The organism is Endobacterium panacihumi (assembly GCF_050847465.1).
In the GTDB taxonomy this organism is placed as follows: domain Bacteria; phylum Pseudomonadota; class Alphaproteobacteria; order Rhizobiales; family Rhizobiaceae; genus Neorhizobium; species Neorhizobium panacihumi.
In genome coordinates, this window is the sequence record NZ_JBOZRA010000002.1 from 447262 (window position 1) to 466314 (window position 19053).

Consider the following 19053-nt stretch of genomic DNA (forward strand, 5'->3'; position numbering starts at 1 on the left):
TTGAAATTGATGTTTGTTTGATTTTAAATTTTCAATCGTCAAGTATAGATGCCCGGTGTGTTCCGGGAAAAGAATCTGTATTGCGATTCTGCAATATCCATTGCCCGGAACAATCGGGCCGGTTCAAAGCGATCGCCGCCAATTCATCTTTGGACGAATTCCCGACCGGAGCGGCTTCTTTCGAGCCGATGACGCACTAGCTATAGAATGGTGCCGAACGGGCGCAGCAGAAAAGCGACAAAGCAGGAGGACATCGGTGTCGGATAACAAGGTGAAGACGAATGCATCCGAAGAAGCATCGCTTGCAGTGCCCGGAGACTGGCAAGCCCTTGCGGAAAAGGAACTGAAGGCTTCGCCGGAAAAGCTCGTCTGGCACACCGCCGAAGGCATCGATATCAAGCCGCTCTATACCGCGGAAGATCTGCAAGGCGTCGATCATCTCGACACGCTGCCGGGCATCAAGCCGTTTGTGCGCGGGCCGCGCGCCACCATGTATGCCGGAAGGCCGTGGACGATCCGCCAATATGCCGGTTTCTCGACGGCGCAGGAAAGCAACGCCTTTTACCGCCGCAATCTTGCCGCCGGCCAGAAGGGGCTTTCGGTTGCCTTCGATCTCGCCACTCATCGCGGTTACGATTCGGACCACCCCCGTGTCGAAGGCGATGTCGGCAAGGCCGGTGTGGCGATCGACAGCGTCGAGGACATGAAGATCCTGTTCGACGGCATTCCACTGAAAGACATGTCCGTCTCGATGACGATGAACGGCGCCGTCATTCCGATCCTTGCCTCTTTCATTGTCGCCGGTGAGGAACAGGGCTGTTCGAAGGCCGAGCTTTCGGGAACCATCCAGAATGATATCCTGAAGGAGTTCATGGTCCGCAACACCTATATCTATCCGCCGGAACCCTCGATGCGGATCGTTGCCGACATCATCGAATATACGGCGAAGGAAATGCCGCGTTTCAACTCCATCTCGATCTCCGGCTATCACATGCAGGAGGCCGGCGCGACGCTGGTGCAGGAGCTTGCCTTCACGCTGGCGGATGGGCGCGAATATGTGCGCGCAGCGTTGGCCAAGGGCCTGAATGTCGATGATTTCGCCGGACGCCTGTCCTTCTTTTTTGCCATCGGCATGAACTTTTTCATGGAGGCGGCAAAGCTGCGTGCCGCCCGCCTCTTGTGGTCGAAGATCATGGAGGAGTTCGAACCGAAAAAACCGGGTTCGCTGATGTTGCGCACCCATTGCCAGACGTCCGGCGTCTCGCTTCAGGAACAGGATCCGTACAACAACGTCATCCGCACCGCTTACGAGGCGCTGTCGGCCGTGCTCGGCGGCACGCAGTCGCTGCACACCAATGCGCTCGATGAGGCGATGGCGCTGCCGACCGATTTTTCCGCCCGCATCGCCCGAAACACCCAGTTGATCCTTCAGCACGAGACCGGCGTCACCAAGGTCGTCGATCCGCTGGCCGGTTCCTATTATGTCGAGAGCCTGACCAATGAACTGGCGGAAAAGGCATGGGCGCTGATCGAGGAAGTCGAAAGCCTCGGCGGCATGACCAAGGCGGTGGCCGATGGCCTGCCGAAACGCTTGATCGAAGAGGCGGCAACGCTGCGCCAAGCCAAGGTCGACCGTGGCGAAGAGATCATCGTCGGCGTCAACAAATACCGGCTGGAAAACGAGGACGATATCGACATCCTCGCCATCGACAATACCAGCGTCCGTAACGCCCAGATCAAGCGGCTGGAAGAGGTGCGCCGACAACGTGATCCGAAGAAGGTCGAGGAGGCGCTGGTTGCCCTCGCGGACGTTTCGAAATCCGGCAAGGGCAATCTGCTGGAAGCGGCGGTCGAGGCGGCACGCGCGCGTGCCACGGTCGGTGAAATTTCCGATGCCATGCGCCAGTCGTTTGGGGATCACGCCGCCACGCCAGAAGTGGTGGGCGATATTTATGGCCCGGCCTATGCGGATGATCCGGAATACAGGACCATCGTCTCCCGGCTTGCCGATTATGGCAAAAGTGCCGGTAAACCGAAAATCATGGTCGCCAAGTTGGGGCAGGACGGGCATGACCGGGGCGCCAAGGTGATCGCGTCGGCGTTCGGCGATATCGGTTTCGAGGTTCTGGCCGGCCCATTGTTCCAGACGCCGGAAGAAGCGGCCGACATGGCGATGCGGGAGAAGGTGCAGGTGGTGGGCATGTCGTCGCTGGCGGCCGGCCACAAGACATTGGCACCGCAGCTTGTCGAGGCGCTGAAGGCCAAGGGAGCGGACAACGTCATCGTCGTGGTCGGCGGCGTCATCCCGCGCCAGGATTACGATTACCTTCTGGAACATGGCGTGGCCGCCGTGTTCGGGCCAGGCACCAATGTGCTGGATGCAGCGCGGGCCATTATCGACCTGATGGAAGGAAAGTTGCGCAACCAGTGAGTTTTGCTCCGGGCAGATGTTTTCGTCTGCCCGGACCATAATGATCGGAGGATCAGGTCAGCGAAACGCTGAAAGCCGGTGCGCCTGCCATATCGATCTCGAACGACCCGCCTTCCTTGAGCGGGATCGCACCACACAACGTGCCGGTGGTGACCAGCGTGCCGGTCTTCAGCACATTTTCCGGCCGGTCGGCCAGATTGGCGTAGTCGAGAAGCCAGGTCAGCACATCGCCGGTTGCGTGTTTGGCCGGGGCATCGAAGATCGAGCCGGAACCTGTGCGGATTGAAAGGGCGGGCGTGCTCGACGCTTCGAGGAATTCGCGACCGAGTGGCGGACCCAGCACATAACCGTCATTTCCGAGGCGATCGACCAGATAAAGCGGAAACGAAACTTTGCCGGCTTCAAGAAGCGCGGTCCGAACCAGTTCGGCGCCGAGGTGAACGCTGTCGATGGCGTCGAGAAGATCGGCGCGCTGATAAGGCTGCGGCCGAACCGGCAGATCCTTGCCGAGCCTGACGGCAATCTCGATTTCCAGCAGCGTGTCCGTGCGCCATGGCAAGGTGGCGCCAGAGCTTTTTTCGATCAGCGGATGAAGCCGTGCGACGATGGCGACACCTTCCGGCGAGCGTGCAACTTTCCAAGCATCGGCAACCGTGCCGTCGTGTTGCAACCGTCCCTGCCAGTCCATCGCCTGCGTCATGTCGGGAAGGCTGGAAAAACTGCTTGTGGAAACACGTTCGCCGCTTTTGCGAAGCCGTTCCAGTTCGCGGATCACCGTGTTCGCGTCCGCCTCGGTCAGTGCTGTATTCGTCATTCAGAAACTCCCATTACGATGGGCATGATTGCGGAGCTTCGCCTCCGGGTAAAGGGCGAAGGCCTGCGCTGCGGTACGGTCATCAAACGGTGGCCGGGCCATCTTCGACCGGCTTGCCTCGAAATGCCCGATGGTCCTGCGGCACGATTGCCCTGCGGCCGATGACGAATGTGGCGATTGCCAGTGCCGCGATGCCGCCATGCACCCAATAGGCAAGACCATAGCCCCCGAGATCGGTCAGCCATCCGGCGGCGATATTGCTGAGCGACGCGCCGATGCCCTGAATGGTCATGACCGAGGCCAGGCCGACATTAAAGCGGCCGGTGCCGGCCATGATCCTTTCGACGGCCAATGGCGTCGCGATGCCGATGAGGCCGGCGCCGACGCCATCGAGAATCTGCACCGGAAAGATCCAGTCGAAGCTGGTGAACGTGCCGGCAATTGCGCCGCGGATCGGCAGTGCGGTCAGGGCGACGATGAAGATGAAGGAAAGGCCGAAGCGACGAATGAGATAAGGGGCAGCCAGCGCAACGATGATCATCGAGACCTGCGCAACCCCTGTGGTGATGGCCGTGGTGCGGAAGGGAGTGCCGAGCTGGACGGAGAAATCCTGGGCGATCAGACGGCTGATCGGTGCATTTCCGAAATGAAAGATCATCAGGGTGATAGCCAGCAGGATCAGGCCACGGCTGGCGAATACGACCGACAGACCCGACGGCCCTGGTTTCCCCTCATCCTGTTCCAGCCCGCGGGCGGCCTTGTGGTCGATGTCGTTTGGGTTGATCATGAAAACCGCAACAAGCGTTGCGAGCGCGGTTGCGATCATCAGGAAGACGATTCCGGCCATGCCGAACATCACGGTTGCCGCATAGATCGCGGCAAGCGAGGCGACATTGCCGGCATGGTTCCAGAATTCGTTTGCCGAAACCTGTTTTGTAAAATGCCGTTCGCCAACAAGGCCGAGCGTCAGCCCCATCAAGGCCGGGCCGATGATGGCGCCGACGATGGCCGTCGCCGATTGCCCGCCGAAGACGGAAAGGTTGCCGGGCGCCGCCAGTGTCCATAGCGCAGCCGCCGTGACCAGCACGACGGGGATGCTGATCAGCATGCGTTTGTGGCGCGAACTGTCCACCCACGCGCCGAACAGCGGTGTGGCGATCATACCCAGCACGCCGCCCAATGTGGCGACCATGCCGAGTGTCATCGGCGACCAGCCGCGTGTGGCGAGAAATCCGTCGAGGAAAGGCCCCAGCCCGTCACGGGCATCTGCCAGGAAAAAGTTGAGAAAGGCGAGAGCGATAATGGAGCGGCTGGCAGGGCTGTTGGTGGTCGGCATGCCGAGAAATCCGGTGGCGAGGGTGCGCTTTAACGGAAAAACGAACATCCGGTTCCGCCGATAATCCGGATGTGTTGCTTTTATCTGGCTTAACCCATGCGGGCCGTCTAATTTGCGCTCCGATTCGCTGCCAGAGACGGGCAGCACAACCATCTGCGCCGAAGGAGAAAACGATGACGGACGCAAAGAGCGGCATTACCGGGCTGCGCCCGCATATTTCGGTCGTCGGTGTGGGCGGCGGTGGCGGCAATGCCATCAACAACATGATCGCGGAAAACCTGAACGGCGTCGAATTCATCGCCGCCAATACGGATGCGCAGGTGCTGGCCACGTCCAAGGCGTCGCGCCGCATTCAACTCGGCGCGCAGATCACCGAAGGGCTTGGCGCCGGTTCGCTGCCGGATGTCGGTCGTGCGGCGGCGGAAGAATCGATCGACGAGATCATGGATCACCTCGCCGGCTCGCATATGTGTTTCGTCACGGCCGGCATGGGCGGCGGCACCGGCACCGGTGCTGCTCCGGTCATCGCGCATGCGGCGCGTTCGGCCGGCATCCTCACCGTCGGCGTGGTCACAAAGCCTTTCACCTTCGAAGGCAACCGCCGCATGAAGACGGCCGAGGCCGGTATCGAGGCGCTGCGTCAGGCGGCCGATACCGTCATCGTCATTCCCAACCAGAACCTCTTCCGCATCGCCAATGCCAATACCAGCTTTGCCGATGCCTTCATGACCGCTGACCGCGTTCTCTTCTCCGGCGTCGGCTGCATAACCGACCTGATCGTCAAGGAAGGCCTGATCAACCTCGACTTCGCCGACGTGAAATCGGTGATGAAGGGCATGGGCCGCGCCATGATGGGCACCGGCGAGGCTTCCGGCGAAGGCCGTGCGCTGGCCGCTGCCGAAGCGGCGATCGCCAACCCGCTGCTCGACGATATTTCCATGAAGGGCGCACGTGGCGTGCTGATCTCGATTTCCGGCGGTTCCGACATGACCCTGTTCGAAGTGGATGAGGCTGCAAGCCGTATCCGCGACGAAGTGCAGGCGGAGGCCGATATCGTCGTCGGCGCGATCTTCGATCGCAACCTCGATGGCCGTTTCCGCGTATCGGTGGTTGCCACCGGTCTCGATGGCAGCGGTCTCTAAGCTATCCGTTTTTCATTTGATGCCCGTCGATGCAGCAGTGCCGACGGGCATTTTTTTGTCCCGCATTTCAGTTTTTTCGATGCCCGCAAAGCGGGCGCCGGCAAGCTGAATGTGCCTGAAAACCCCGGCTTTCCTGATCTTTTTCAGGGCTACAATTTGTCGGCTCGTCAGAGCATAAAATTCTCAGTTTCTTCAAAAAATCTTAAAACTGTTGAGCCAAAGAGAAAACGAAGGTATTGGTTTTCTCGCAAATCAATTTTTTGAAATTTTATGATGGCGTGCCTGTGAAAAATTTCGGCGTTTTCCTGTGGGCTCCGGCGCTCGTTTTATCCGCGGCTTCGCTGGCGGGATGCAACACCACGAAAGTGGAAAAGCCCGTTGAACACACCAAGCCCGCGCCGGTTCCGGCCAAGCAGGTTTACCACTATACCGCGGCTGATCGCGAATGCCTGAAGCGTGCCATGTATTTCGAATCGAAGCGCACCAGCCGCAACGGTTTCATGGCCGTTGGCACCGTCGTCATGAACCGGCTGACGTCCGGTGCCTATCCTGATACGATCTGCGATGTCGTTGCCCAGAAAAACCAGTTTGCGCCGGGCGTGATGACGCGCGTCATGGATGAGGCGACGGCGCCGGATCTGGAAGGCGCCAGCGAGGCAATCCTGCGTGGCGAGCGTCATGCGGATGTGAAGGATGCGATGTTCTTTCACACCAACGGCCTGAAATTTCCCTACAAGAACATGAGTTATGTTGCGGTCGCAGGTGGCAACGCGTTTTATGAAAAGCGCGGTCGCGATGGCGAGTTGCAGACGCCGGAACCCTTGCCGGTCGGAAGCTATATGCTGGCAATGGCGGGACAGAGCACGCCTGCCCAGCAGGTGGCCTTAAACAATCTGGTCCAAGGCGCTGCGCCTCAAAGTCAGACCAGCCAGGCCGACACACCGCAGGAAGCGGCGGTGCCGGGAACGGTGGCCGCTTCGCAGCCGCTGACAACCGAAGGCGAGACATCGCCGATGCTGGTGCCCGTGCCGATGCCAAAGCCCGGTATCCGCAGCCAGCAGGCGGTGCTGATGCAGCCGGCGGCGATGGAGTTTCAGCCCCTGATGGTCCCCGTTCCATCGCCAAAACCCGGGATACATAACCAGCAGGCAGCACTGGCGCAGCGGCTCGTCTATCGCTGATCGCGCAATGTCGTCAGGGTGGCGCGAGGCGTGGCGGTAGATGCCGGCCTATTTCGCGATCAGAAGCTCGATGCCACGCCGTTCGAATTCCTTGGCGTCGGGATCGGAAATCCCGTCATCCGTGATGAATGAATTGATCACGTCCAGCGAGCCCAGCCGCGTGAAAGACGAGCGGTTGATCTTGGTGGAGTCGGCCACGAGATAGACGTGGGCCGCGGCCTTGATCATTGCTTCCTTCAATTGCAGGTCGGCAAAGCTCGGATAGGTCAATCCGGCATCGAGGGCGACGCCAGCCGTCGCCAGAAACAGCTTTCCGGCAAAAATATTTCGATAATATTCGACCGATTTGTCTCCTGAGAGCGACAGCGTCGGCGATTTGAACTGACCGCCCGGCATATGCACCGCAAATGTCGGTACAGAACCCAAAATGATCGCGATGTTGAGGGCATTGGTGATCAGCGTCAGATCGCGGCGGTTGGTCAGTCGCGTGGCGATCTCGGTGGTCGTCGTGCCGGCATCGAGGATCAAGGTTTCGCCGTCCTTGACAAGACTTGCCGCCAGAGCACCGATACGGCGCTTCTTGTCCATGTTCTCCTGGTGATGCAGCGTCATCGTGCCGCTTTGCGGGGCAATCGTGTTCAGATAGGCGCCGCCGTGCTCACGGGTGATGAAGCCGTCGTTTTCCAGTCTTTCGAGATCCTGCCGGATGGTGGCTTCCGAGACATGAAAGGCACTTGCCAGTTCCCTGACACGCGCGGAACCCTCTTCCTGTAGCCATTCGAGGATGCGCCGACGCCTTGGCTCGGACAAAAGTCCGATCATCGTATCCGACGCATCTTGCTCGCCTTTGGCTTCCATCTGGCCCTGCCTGAATTCGGGGATTCGCAATCAATCGAGACAGATCGATTCTATTCCAACCCTTACAACATCGGTCCTTGGCATCAAACGCTCAATCGGCGTTCTGCTGCAATACAACGCGGGCCTGCAGCTTCTGCTGCACCTGATCCACGACGACGGCGGCAATGATGACCAATCCTTTGATCACGGTCTGCCAGAAGGACGAGACGCCCATCATGATCAAGCCATCCGCCAGAATGCCGATGACGAATGCGCCGACGATCGTGCCGCCGATGCGCCCACGCCCGCCGGACATGGAGGTGCCGCCCAGCACGGCCGCAGCAATGGCATTCAGTTCGAAGGTTTCGCCGGTTGCGGGGTGACTGGCCTGAAGCTGCGAGGAGATGATGAGGCCGACAAGTGCCGCACATAGACCGGAAAACATGTAAACCAGCAGTTTGACGCGATCGACGCGAACGCCGGAAAGGGCGGCCCCGCGCTCATTGCCGCCAACAGCATAGATGTGCCGACCCAGTGGCGTACGGGTGGCCAGATAGGCAGCAATCAGCGCCACCACAACCATGATCCAGACAGAGACCGGAAGTCCGAGAAACGTGCCGGACCCGATCACTCTAAAGGTGTCGGACCCGTATTCCGGGTTGCCGGCGAGATTGGGAAATGTACGGCCTTCGGAAAACAAGAGGGCGGCGCCACGGGCGACATACAGCGTGCCAAGCGTTGCGATGAAGGGTGCCACGTTTAGCTTGGTGATGAGAAACCCGTTTATCGATCCTATGAAAATGCCGACCACAAGAACGATAAGGCAGATTTCGATCGTGTTGAACTGCAGGCTGTAGGCGAGACCAAGGAAACCGAGGTCGATACCGTAGAGCACCAGATAACCGGCCACCATGGCGCAAAGGCCGACGATCGAGCCGACCGAGAGATCGATACCGCCGGCGATGATGACGAAGGTCATGCCGATGGCGAGAAGTGCGTTGAGCGCCACATGTTTGGAAATGATCAGCATGTTGCCGGCCGACAGGAAGTTGGGCGCGGCAATGGCGAAAAAGGCAAAGACAAGGATCAGCGCCACGAAGGTGCGCATGTGCAGAAGCATCAGCAGCGCCGATGTTCTGGACTTCGAACCTCCGATCACGGTCTTGACGTTGCCTGCGGCATCGGTGCTGCTCATTGTACTTCAATCCTCTTGAGATTGGGGGTCGCCGCCGAAACGACGTCCGCTGCATTGGCGCCGGCCAAAAACTGTCCGGTCAGCCTGCCATTCGCCATGACGAGAATACGATCGGAGAGGGCCAGCACCTCTTCCAGATCGGAGGTTACGAAAAGAATGCCCAGCCCATCCGCCGCCAGCCGTCGCATAGTGCGAAAGATTTCTGCCTTGGCGCCGATATCGATGCCACGCGACGGCTCGTCCATCAGCAGGATTTTCGGCCGGGTCATCAGCGCCTTGCCGATGACGACCTTCTGCTGGTTGCCGCCGGAAAGGCTGGAGACCGGATGTTCGAGGCTGGCGATCTTGATCGCCATGCGTTTGACGAATTCCGCGGCCTTTGCCGCCTCCGCCTTCAGACTGAGGTGAAAACCGCGGGTAAAATCGAGAAGCGAGGACATTGTCAGGTTCTCGCGGATCGTCATGATCTGGATCAGTCCGTCGCGCTTGCGATCTTCGGGGATAAGCGCCAGCCCGCGGCGAATGCGGCCAGCCACGCTTTTTTCACGCACCGGCTGGCCGGAAATGAACATGCGACCCGATGAATTCGGATGCTGGGCCATGATGCATTCCAAAAGCTCGGAACGGCCGGCGCCCATCAGCCCGTAAAGCCCGACGATCTCCCCCTCGCGCACAGCAAGCGACATGTGGTCGACGGCATAACCGCCGGCGGGGCTCGGCAGGCAGATGTCTTCCACCCGAAATACTTCGCTACCCAGATCATGCGCCACGGTTTTCGGAAACTCTTTGGAAGCGCTGCCGATCATGTTGGCGACGATCCACGGAATATCGACCCCCTGCATGGATCGCGAACCGGTAATGGCGCCGTCGCGCAGAACCGTGATATAATCGCCGATGCGGATCAGTTCCTCCAGCCGGTGGGAAATGTAGACGATGCCGACTCCCTGCTGTTTCAGATCCTTGATCACCCGGAACAGTACTTCGACTTCGGCTGCCGAGAGCGCGGAGGTCGGTTCGTCGAGAATGAGAATACGGGCATTTTCCGCCAGCGCCTTGGCAATCTCGACGATCTGCTGCTGGCCGATCCGCAGGTTGCCCAGCGGTGTGCCGGGATCGATGTCCTGCTCAAGCCGCTTCATCAGCGCGCGTGCCGCCGTCGTCTGGGCTGCCCGGTCGATATGGATGCCGCCACGCGTCTTTTCGTGGCCGACAAAGATGTTTTCCGCCACGGTCAGGTTCGGGAACAGGTTCAGTTCCTGAAACACGATGCCGACACCGTGCCGCGCGGCGTCCGATTTGTCGGCGAAGATGATCTCGCTGCCGTCGAGTTCGATCGTGCCGCCGTTCAACTGTTCGACACCGGCAATGATTTTCATCAGCGTCGATTTGCCGGCTCCGTTTTCGCCGACAAGCACGTTCACGGCACCCATGCGCAGATCGAAGTCGACATTTTTGAGCGCCTGCGTGCCGGGATAGATTTTGGATCCGTTGCGGATTTTCAGGCCGATCGGATGTTTTTCCTCGTGACCGGCTTCGCTCATGGCGCCACCTTGATCGACACCGGCATGATCAGCGGCTTTTCGCTGGCGGAACGAATGACGACTGCGCCGAGGAAATCGACACGCTTGCCCTTGAGCGGCGCATCGGCCGACGGAAGTTTGGAAACCGCCTTGTCGTTCAGGGCGCGGCCGAGCTTGGCATACTCGATCTGGTCACGGAACGTGGAGAAATCATAAAGCCCGGTCGTGTCGCGGAGCGCGCTGCCTTTGACGACAGGCCCAAGTTGCAGTGTCGCATCGGCGGTTCCGTCACCATCGATGTCGATCTCGGCAATCGCCGCTTTCGAGGCGCGATTTTCCTCGATCACGCTGCCGCTTCCCTTGACCGGAAAGTTCCAGCCGCCACCTGCGCCACCGACCTTCAGTCCGTGACTTTCTCCCGCCTTGTCCAACCCGCCCTTGATGGCCTCTCTGAGGCTCGTCAGATCGACGGCCTTTTCGCTCAAGGCGGGAACGAGTTTGGCATCGAACGTCGTTTCCACGAGTTCGGCGATGGGGTCGGCAACCGCGCCGCCGGTCTCGTCCTTGTCGGTCTTGACCAGTTTGCAGCCGGAAACTGACGCGGCAAGCAGGCTTGCCAACACGAGTGTCGTTATTTTCATATCTGCCCGCACTTCTTGAAAAGCTGGGGCCACCCGGATCGCATCCGCCTTCCGGGTGGCGATATCGATGCCTTGCCTCAGTCGGCCAGCGCGAACGTCTCGAGCTTGGAGGCGTTGTCGGCGTTGATGAGAATGCAATCCATCAACTGCTTTTCCTCAAGCCCGGTCTTGCCAGTCTTGATGTATTTGTCGGCCTGCTCGACAGCGTTCTGGGCCTGCTGATAGGCCGGTTGCAGCACAGTGGCCTTGATGCCGCCCTTCTTGATGCTGTCGCGCACGTCATTCGAACCGTCAAAGCCGACGACGATGACATCCTTGCGGCCGGCAGCTTCCAGTGCCGCATAGGCGCCCATCGCCATCGTATCGTTGCCGGAGATCACGCCCTTGATATCCGGGTGTGCCTGCAGGATCGATTCCATCACCGTATAGGCCTCGGTCTGTGACCAGTTCGCCGTCTGCTTGGCGACCAGTTTCATGTCGGAATACTGGTCGATGACGTCGTGATAACCTTGGGAGCGGATGCCGGCATTGGTGTCGGATTCCTTGCCGAGAAGCTCGGCGTAATTGCCCTTCTCGCCCATCAGCTTGACGAACTCTTCCGCGCCGAGCTGCGCACCCTGGTAGTTGTTGGAAACGATCTGCGACACGGCAACGCCGGTCGTGGTGATCTCACGGTCGATCAGGAAGGACGGAATCTTCTTGTCCTTGGCCTTCTGTACAGCGGCAACGGATGCATCCGCACCGGCATTATCGAGAATGATGGCTTTGACGCCGGCCGCTATGGCGCTGTCGAAAAGCTCGTTCTGCTTGTTGGCGTCATCGTCATGGACGAGAATCATGGTTGCATAACCCAGTTCCTTGGCCTTGGCTGCAGCACCATCTGCTTCGGCCTTGAAGAAAGGGTTGTCATGGCTCGGGGTAATGATTGCGATCGTATCTGCGGCAAGTGCCGCACCGGACATCGCGCCGGCAATGCCGAGCGCAACGACGGACATCAAAAGACGCTTCGTCAGTTTCATCAGGACCTCCCATTGTCCGAGCCACCCTCCACAGCGGCTCATGGCGGAAAGCTATCGATTATTTTCGATTATTGTCAATACGGTTTTGAAACCTGCAGTTTCATGAGTGCGTGAAAGCGCAGAGTGACCGGTTTTGCTGCGTTGCGGCATGTTTGGCGGGTGCAATGCGGTGAGGTGCGGCGAAATAATTCTTGAGCGCCACATCGACTTGTGCAACCTTGGCTCTCAATCGAAAGAGATCGAAAGCATTCAAAAGTCGCGTTGCCGTTTTGAATGCCGATTGCCACGTCTTGGGAGGGATGCAGTGGCCGGTTCGTTTGCGAAAGATTCCATCAAACATACTTGAGGACGCTGCTCCAGGCGGGAAGGCGCCTGGGCTGAATATCTGGAGGAGACCCATGACAACACAACGTTTCGGCGCCGGCATCTGGCATTTCGCTACCTATCTCGATCGCTATGCGACCGATGGTTACGGTACACCGCGCAGCGTCATCGAGGCGATCGATCTTGCCGGGCAGGTGAAGGACCTGTCGGTGGTGGATATCAATTACCCGTTTTTCGGTGGCGATTTTTCCAATGCGCAGGTGAAGCAGGCACTCGATCGCAACAATCTCGGCGTGATCGGGATCACGCCGGAAATCTATACCCGCGAATTCGTCAAGGGCTCCTTCACCAATCCGGATGCAGGCGTGCGCCGCCGCACCCACGAACTGGTGACCGAAGCCTGCGATCAGGTTCGTTATTTCGGCGCGGATTATGTAAAACTCTGGCCGGGTCAGGATGGCTGGGATTATCCCTTCCAGGTCGACTACGGCACGTTGTGGAAACATTCGCTGGATGGCGTCGGCCAGCTTGCATCCGAAAACCCGGATCTGAAATTCGTCATCGAATACAAGCCGCGCGAGCCGCGTGTGCGCATGAGTTTCGGCTCGGTTGCCCGCACGCTGCTCGGCATCGAAAAGATCGGCCTGCCGAATGTCGGTATCCTGCTCGATTTCGGCCATGCGATCATGGGCGGCGAGTCCGCTGCCGACAGTGCTCAGCTTGCCATCGATTACGGCCGTCTTTTCGGCATGGATGTCAACGACAACTACCGTTCCTGGGATGACGATCTCGTGGCCGGCAGCCTGCACCCGATCGAACTGTTCGAGTTCTTTTATGTGCTGCGCAAGAACAAGTGGGAAGGCGTGTGGCAGCTTGACCAGTTCCCCTTCCGGGAAGACAGCGTTGCCACCGCCAACCATGCCATCGATTTCCTGAAAGCCGCCGACAAGGGGCTTGATGCGCTTGATGTCGCCGCCCTTCAGGAAGCGCAAAGCCGCCACGATGCGATCGGTGCGCTGAAAATCGCGCAGAAAGCCCTGTTTGGCGCCATGTAATGGCCGGGTGTCGGTACGCGGCCGTCAACGGGCCGCGTACAGATCACTGCGTTAAAAATCCCAGTCTTCATCCTCCGTCGCCACTGCCTTGCCGATGACATAGGAAGAGCCCGAACCGGAGAAAAAGTCGTGGTTCTCGTCGGCATTGGGTGAAAGCGCCGAAAGGATCGCCGGATTGACCTTGCAGGCTTCGGCCGGGAACAGCGCCTCGTAACCGAGATTCATCAGCGCCTTGTTGGCGTTGTAGTGCAGGAACTTTTTCACGTCCTCGGTCAAGCCGACGCCATCATAGAGGTCTTCTGTATATTTCGCCTCGTTGTCGTAAAGCTCCAGCAGCAGGTCGAAGGCAAAATCCTTGATCTCCTGCCGCTTCGCTTCCGGCAAAAGCTCTACCGCACGCTGGAACTTGTAGCCGATATAATAGCCATGCACCGCCTCGTCGCGGATGATCAGGCGAATGAGGTCGGCGGTGTTGGTGAGGCGGGCTCGGCTCGACCAGTACATCGGCAGATAGAAACCCGAATAGAACAGAAAGCTTTCCAAGAAGACCGAGGCAATCTTCTTTTTAAGCGGATCGCCGCTTTCATACTGCGCCATGATCAGCGCCGACTTGCGCTGCAAAAACTCGTTTTCCTCCGACCAGCGATAGGCGTCATCGACATCCGGTGTCGAGCACAGGGTCGAAAAGATCGAGGAATAGGAACGCGCGTGCACGGCTTCCATGAAGGAGACGTTGGACAGCACCGCCTCCTCATGCGGGGTCACGGCATCCTCCATCAGCCGCACCGCGCCGACGCCGTTCTGGATCGTGTCGAGCAGGGTGAGGCCGGTAAAGACGCGGATGGTCAGTTGCTGCTCGTTTGGTTTCAGGGCCGCCCAGGACGGGATGTCGTTGGAGAGCGGCACCTTTTCCGGCAGCCAGAAATTGCTGGTGAGCCGGTTCCAGACTTCGAGGTCCTTATCGTCCTCGATGCGGTTCCAGTTGATGGCGCGGATGGCGGCGGCAGGCTTGACGGCGATGTTCATGGGATCGATTTCCTGAAGGGTCACAGCGCACACGATACGCAGCCCTGCACTTCCGTGCCGGTCAGCGCCATCTGGCGAAGGCGGATGTAGTAGATGGTCTTGATGCCCTTTTTCCACGCATAGATCTGCGCGCGATTGATATCGCGGGTGGTGGCGGTATCGCGGAAGAACAGCGTCAGCGACAGGCCCTGATCGACATGCTGGGTGGCCGCCGCATAGGTGTCGATGATCTTTTCAGGGCCGATTTCGTAGGCGTCCTGATAATAATCGAGGTTGTCGTTGGTCATGAAGGCAGCAGGATAATAAACGCGGCCGATCTTGCCTTCCTTGCGGATCTCGATCTTGGAAACGATCGGGTGGATCGAGGACGTCGAGTGGTTGATGTAGGAGATCGAGCCGGTGGGCGGCACTGCCTGCAGGTTCTGGTTATAGAGCCCGCCTGCCATGACCTCGGCCTTCAATTGCCGCCAGTCTTCCTGCGTCGGGATATGAATGCTCGCCGTTTCGAACAGCTCGGTCACGCGCGGCGTTTCCGGCCGCCATTCCTGTTCGGTGTATTTGTCGAAATATTCGCCGGACGCGTATTTCGAGTTTTCAAAGCCCTTGAAGCTTTTTCCCTTCTCCACCGCAAGCCGGTTGGAGGCGCGTACGGCGTGATAGGCGACTGTGTAGAAATAGATATTGGTGAAATCGACGCCTTCTTCCGAGCCGTAGAAAATCCGCTCGCGGGCGAGATAACCGTGCAGGTTCATCTGGCCGAGGCCGATCGCGTGGCTGTCTTCATTGCCCTTGGCGACTGAAGGCACCGAGGTGATGTTGCTCATTTCGGACACGGCAGTCAGCGCGCGGATCGAGGTTTCGATCGTCTGGCCGAAATCGGTACTGTCCATCGCGGCCGCGATATTGAGCGAGCCGAGATTGCAGGAAATGTCCTTGCCCATCTTGGAATAGGAGAGGTCGTCGTTGAACTCGCTCGCATCGCTGACCTGCAGGATTTCCGAGCAGAGATTGCTCATGGTGATGCGACCGGCAATCGGGTTCGCCCTGTTCACCGTGTCCTCGAACATGATGTAGGGATAACCGCTTTCGAACTGGATTTCGGCGATGACCTGGAAGAATTCGCGCGCCTTGATCTTCTTCTTGCGTATACGGCCGTCCTCGACCATTTCCTGATATTTTTCGCTCACCGAAATCTCGGTGAACGGCACGCCGTAAAAACGCTCCACATCATGCGGCGAGAACAGGTACATGTCCTCGTTGTTGCGGGCGAGTTCAAAGGTAATGTCGGGAATGACGACGCCGAGCGACAGCGTCTTGATGCGGATTTTTTCGTCGGCATTTTCGCGCTTGGTATCGAGAAAACGCATGATGTCCGGGTGATGGGCATGCAGGTAGACGGCTCCTGCTCCCTGCCGCGCACCCAGCTGGTTGGCATAGGAGAAACTATCCTCCAGCAGTTTCATCACCGGAATGACGCCCGACGACTGGTTTTCGATCTGCTTGATCGGTGCGCCCATTTCGCGAAGGTTGGTAAGCGACAGCGCCACACCGCCGCCGCGCTTGGAAAGCTGCAGCGCCGAATTGATCGAGCGGCCGATGCTTTCCATGTTATCTTCCACGCGCAGGAGGAAGCAGGAGACGAGTTCGCCGCGCTGTTTCTTGCCGGCATTGAGGAAGGTCGGCGTTGCCGGCTGGAAACGGCCGGAAATGATCTCGTCGACGAGATCGCGGGCAAGCTTTTCATCGCCGCGGGCCAGCGCCAGCGCCACCATGCAGACGCGGTCCTCGTAGCGCTCGAGATAGCGTTTCCCGTCAAACGTCTTCAGCGTGTAGCTGGTGTAATATTTGAAAGCGCCCAAAAAGGTCGGGAAGCGGAATTTCTTGTCATAGGCGTGGTCGAACAGGTCACGCACGAAATTGAAAGAATACTGGTCGAGAACCTCCTGCTCGTAATAACCTTCGGTCACAAGGTAATCGAGCTTTTCCCGCAGGTTATGGAAGAACACCGTGTTCTGGTTCACGTGCTGCAGAAAATACTGCTTTGCCGCCTGCCGGTCGCGGTCGAGCTGGATTTTTCCATGCTCGTCATAAAGATTCAGCATGGCGTTGAGGGCATGGTAATCCAGCCCCGTCTCGGGTGGCTTGGCCGTTGTCACTGGTTTGTCGAAGCTTGTCGCGTCCAAAATCGTTCCAATCCGTGTCTGACGTTGTCGACATCTTCCTGCGTGCCCAGAAGCTCGAACTTGTAAAGAAATGGCACCTGGCACTTGGCGGAAATGATGTCCCCGGCGATGCAATAGGCTGCGCCGAAATTGGTGTTGCCCGCGGCAATGACGCCGCGGATGTTGGATCTGTTGTCCGCATCGTTGAGGAAGCGGATCACCTGTTTGGGAACGGCGCCCTTGTTTTCGCCGCCGCCATAGGTCGGAACGATCAGGACGAACGGGTTGGGTGCGCAAAGCGCCTCATCGCTGCAGATCGGAATGCGCCGGGCGGTCAGACCCAGCTTTTCCACGAACCGATGGGTGTTTTCCGATTTCGTGGAGAAATAGACGACGCTCATCGCGATGATGGTCAGGCGAGGGCGCTGATCATGTCCGGGCGAAAACCTGCCCAATGCTGCTCGCCGGCAATGACCACAGGCACCTGGCGGTAGCCGAGGCCCTGCACGAGGTCATAAGCCTCGGCATCTGCGGACACGTCGATAATGGTGTAGTCGATGCCCTGACGGTCGAGCGCGCGGGTGGTTGCGGTGCACTGGACGCAGGCGGGCTTGCTGTAGACGGTGATGGTCATGGTCGTTCCTCGTGAAAAATGAGCATGCGGAAGCGTTCGCACCTCGGTCGATGTCCGGGCGAAGATGACGGGAAATGAAGGTGTCGCTGTCGGTGGCCGAGCGTCAGGCGCTCGTCGTGGCCACGCTGCGCCGCAAACCCGCAAACCGACATGGGTAGATGGGCCGACGCATCGACTGCTTGCAGAAACTCAAGAACATAAAACTTCACCCCGAAGCATTTTTGCGGGACATTCGGGGAGGCGCATGCGCAGGATCATCCCGCACCTATACGCGACCTTCGGACACCCCGCCCGTGGACGTTTCCGTGCAAGGCAGGTCTCCTGGCTTGCGGGTCACGGCATTCGTTCCGCCTTCCCAACGCTTTTGGCGTCAGTGGCCTGCTCGATCGAATGCTCGCCGCTTACAGTTGCGGGGGCAGCTCCGGCATTATGGCACCCGTCATGGGTATCACGCACCGAATTCCCGTCTTAGCTTCCGATGCGAATCGGAAGAACCTTGAACACTATATATGGTAGACGAGGCAAAAATTTCGTCAACGGATATGTTGTTTCGGCTCGGTCAAGTCTGGGGAAAACGAGGGGGCTTGCCGCACGAGGTCACGGTCACCGAAACTTTTTCACGTAAATTTATTTACGTACGAATTCAAAAATATTGACGCGCGTAAAATTTAGGACATATGATGAAAAATCAGCCGGCAAGAGGAGGCCCGCCGGCTGGATGTGTGCTCATAAGGCCTCAAGGACGGGAGGAATGAATATGACCCTCAAGAATTTCGCAAAGACGCTGCTGGTTTCCGCCAGCCTCACGCTCGCCGCTGCCGCTGCCCATGCCGAAGGCATCGGTGCATCGTTGCTCACGCAGCAGCATCCTTTCTATAACGAGCTTGCCAAGGCGATCACCGCTGAAGCCAAGGCCAAAAATGTGTCGGTCGAGATCTCGATCGCCAACCAGGACCTCAACAAGCAGCTCGCCGATATCGAAGACTTCATCGTCAAGGGCGTCGACGTCATCATCATGTCGCCGGTCGACAGCAAGGGCGCTCTTGCCGCCGTTGCCCGCGCTGAAGCAGCCGGCATCAAGGTCATCACCGTCGACGTTCCTGTCGAAGGCGCCAAGGTCGCCTCCTATATCGGCACCGACAACTATGCCGGCGGCGTCAAGGCCGGTGAACTGATGGCCGAACAGCTCGGCGGCAAGGGCCAGGTCGCGATCATCGATTACCCGCTCGTGCAGTCGGTGGTGAACCGCGTCAACGGCTTCAAGGAAGCCATTGCCAAGCATCCGGACATCAAGATCGTGTCGATCCAGACCGGCATCACCCGCGCCGAAGCGCTGGCCGTTGCCCAGAACATGCTGCAGGCCAACCCGGAAATCGGCGGCATTTTCGGGTTCGGTGACGACGCTGCACTCGCTGCTGCCGTTGCCGTCAAATCCTCGGGCCTGACCGGCAAGGTCAAGGTCATCGGTTTCGACGGCATGCCGGAAGCCATCAAGGCAGTCGATGCAGATCCGGATTTCGTCGGCGTCATCCAGCAGTTCCCGGACCAGATGGGCAAGCTTGCCGTCGAAACCGCGATCAAGCTGCAGGCAGGCGAGGAAGTGCCGGCCGAACAGCCGATCGTTCCCGGCGTTTACACCAAGAAGCAGTAAGTCCTCCCAAGACGCTCTGCGCATGAGGCCATCTCTGTTTTGAGGCTGCCTCCTCCGGTGGTCCGCTCCCCCAGGCGGGCCACCG

16 protein-coding genes and 1 riboswitch are annotated in these 19053 nt (G+C 58.8%); of the genes, 5 read left to right on the plus strand and 11 right to left on the minus strand.

Annotated features, from left to right (window positions below; translation table 11 throughout):
* Positions 1 to 307 precede the first annotated feature (307 nt).
* Positions 308 to 2431, plus strand: a complete 2124-nt coding sequence (scpA, locus tag ACRQ1B_RS13880) for a methylmalonyl-CoA mutase (RefSeq protein ID WP_432294608.1) — start codon at positions 308 to 310, stop codon at positions 2429 to 2431.
* 52 nt (positions 2432 to 2483) lie between these two features.
* On the opposite strand, the gene ACRQ1B_RS13885 is transcribed toward scpA, so the two are convergent.
* Together ACRQ1B_RS13885 and ACRQ1B_RS13890 are read right to left on the minus strand one after the other, a co-directional pair.
* Positions 2484 to 3245 (minus strand): 2-keto-4-pentenoate hydratase, encoded by a 762-nt coding sequence (locus tag ACRQ1B_RS13885; RefSeq protein WP_432294275.1) that lies wholly within the window; start codon positions 3243 to 3245, stop codon positions 2484 to 2486.
* Between the two features lie 82 nt (positions 3246 to 3327).
* On the minus strand, positions 3328 to 4581 hold the full coding sequence (locus ACRQ1B_RS13890; protein WP_432294276.1) for an MFS transporter: 1254 nt from the start codon (positions 4579 to 4581) through the stop codon (positions 3328 to 3330).
* A gap of 173 nt (positions 4582 to 4754) precedes the next feature.
* Between ACRQ1B_RS13890 and ftsZ the strand changes: the two genes are divergently transcribed.
* On the plus strand, positions 4755 to 5723 hold the full coding sequence (gene ftsZ / locus ACRQ1B_RS13895) for a cell division protein FtsZ (protein WP_112728196.1): 969 nt from the start codon (positions 4755 to 4757) through the stop codon (positions 5721 to 5723).
* A gap of 260 nt (positions 5724 to 5983) precedes the next feature.
* Positions 5984 to 6904, plus strand: a complete 921-nt coding sequence (locus ACRQ1B_RS13900; protein WP_432294277.1) for a cell wall hydrolase — start codon at positions 5984 to 5986, stop codon at positions 6902 to 6904.
* A gap of 48 nt (positions 6905 to 6952) precedes the next feature.
* On the opposite strand, the gene ACRQ1B_RS13905 is transcribed toward ACRQ1B_RS13900, so the two are convergent.
* The 5 genes from ACRQ1B_RS13905 to ACRQ1B_RS13925 form a co-directional block, all read right to left on the minus strand.
* Entirely contained in the window at positions 6953 to 7762 is an 810-nt protein-coding gene (locus ACRQ1B_RS13905; RefSeq protein WP_432294278.1) for a DeoR/GlpR family DNA-binding transcription regulator, read from the minus strand.
* Positions 7763 to 7853: 91 nt separating this feature from the next.
* Positions 7854 to 8861 carry an ABC transporter permease gene (locus ACRQ1B_RS13910; protein ID WP_432294609.1) on the minus strand — a complete coding sequence of 336 codons (1008 nt, stop codon included), beginning with the start codon at positions 8859 to 8861 and terminating at the stop codon, positions 7854 to 7856.
* Positions 8862 to 8932: 71 nt separating this feature from the next.
* Positions 8933 to 10477 (minus strand): sugar ABC transporter ATP-binding protein, encoded by a 1545-nt coding sequence (locus tag ACRQ1B_RS13915; protein ID WP_432294279.1) that lies wholly within the window; start codon positions 10475 to 10477, stop codon positions 8933 to 8935.
* Positions 10474 to 11097: a DUF2291 family protein gene (locus ACRQ1B_RS13920; RefSeq protein ID WP_432294280.1), complete on the minus strand. Its 624-nt coding sequence runs from the start codon at positions 11095 to 11097 to the stop codon at positions 10474 to 10476. The genes ACRQ1B_RS13915 and ACRQ1B_RS13920 overlap by 4 nt, the downstream gene beginning before the upstream one ends.
* Positions 11098 to 11174: 77 nt before the next feature.
* Complete coding sequence (locus ACRQ1B_RS13925; RefSeq protein ID WP_432294281.1) at positions 11175 to 12116, minus strand: D-ribose ABC transporter substrate-binding protein; 942 nt, start codon at positions 12114 to 12116, stop codon at positions 11175 to 11177.
* Between the two features lie 398 nt (positions 12117 to 12514).
* Here ACRQ1B_RS13925 and ACRQ1B_RS13930 point away from each other — a divergent pair, with 398 nt between their 5' ends.
* On the plus strand, positions 12515 to 13495 hold the full coding sequence (locus tag ACRQ1B_RS13930; RefSeq protein WP_432294282.1) for a sugar phosphate isomerase/epimerase family protein: 981 nt from the start codon (positions 12515 to 12517) through the stop codon (positions 13493 to 13495).
* Between the two features lie 51 nt (positions 13496 to 13546).
* Here the strand turns inward: ACRQ1B_RS13930 and nrdF are convergent, their stop codons facing one another.
* Genes nrdF through nrdH form a run of 4 tightly spaced genes read right to left on the minus strand, consistent with a single transcriptional unit; the run spans position 13547 to position 17317 of the window.
* The gene (nrdF, locus tag ACRQ1B_RS13935) at positions 13547 to 14521 is read right to left on the minus strand and encodes a class 1b ribonucleoside-diphosphate reductase subunit beta (RefSeq protein WP_432294283.1); all 975 of its coding nucleotides are present in this window, start codon (positions 14519 to 14521) and stop codon (positions 13547 to 13549) included.
* A gap of 20 nt (positions 14522 to 14541) precedes the next feature.
* Positions 14542 to 16677 carry a class 1b ribonucleoside-diphosphate reductase subunit alpha gene (gene nrdE / locus ACRQ1B_RS13940; RefSeq protein ID WP_432294284.1) on the minus strand — a complete coding sequence of 712 codons (2136 nt, stop codon included), beginning with the start codon at positions 16675 to 16677 and terminating at the stop codon, positions 14542 to 14544.
* Complete coding sequence (nrdI, locus tag ACRQ1B_RS13945; protein ID WP_432294610.1) at positions 16674 to 17084, minus strand: class Ib ribonucleoside-diphosphate reductase assembly flavoprotein NrdI; 411 nt, start codon at positions 17082 to 17084, stop codon at positions 16674 to 16676. The genes nrdE and nrdI overlap by 4 nt, the downstream gene beginning before the upstream one ends.
* An 11-nt stretch (positions 17085 to 17095) precedes the next feature.
* Positions 17096 to 17317, minus strand: a complete 222-nt coding sequence (gene nrdH, locus ACRQ1B_RS13950) for a glutaredoxin-like protein NrdH (RefSeq protein WP_132274891.1) — start codon at positions 17315 to 17317, stop codon at positions 17096 to 17098.
* A 294-nt stretch (positions 17318 to 17611) separates the two neighbouring features.
* A riboswitch (cobalamin riboswitch) is annotated at positions 17612 to 17831 on the minus strand.
* A 237-nt stretch (positions 17832 to 18068) separates the two neighbouring features.
* On the opposite strand from nrdH, the gene ACRQ1B_RS13955 reads away from it, so the two are divergent.
* Positions 18069 to 18968: a substrate-binding domain-containing protein gene (locus ACRQ1B_RS13955; protein WP_432294285.1), complete on the plus strand. Its 900-nt coding sequence runs from the start codon at positions 18069 to 18071 to the stop codon at positions 18966 to 18968.
* Positions 18969 to 19053 lie beyond the last annotated feature (85 nt).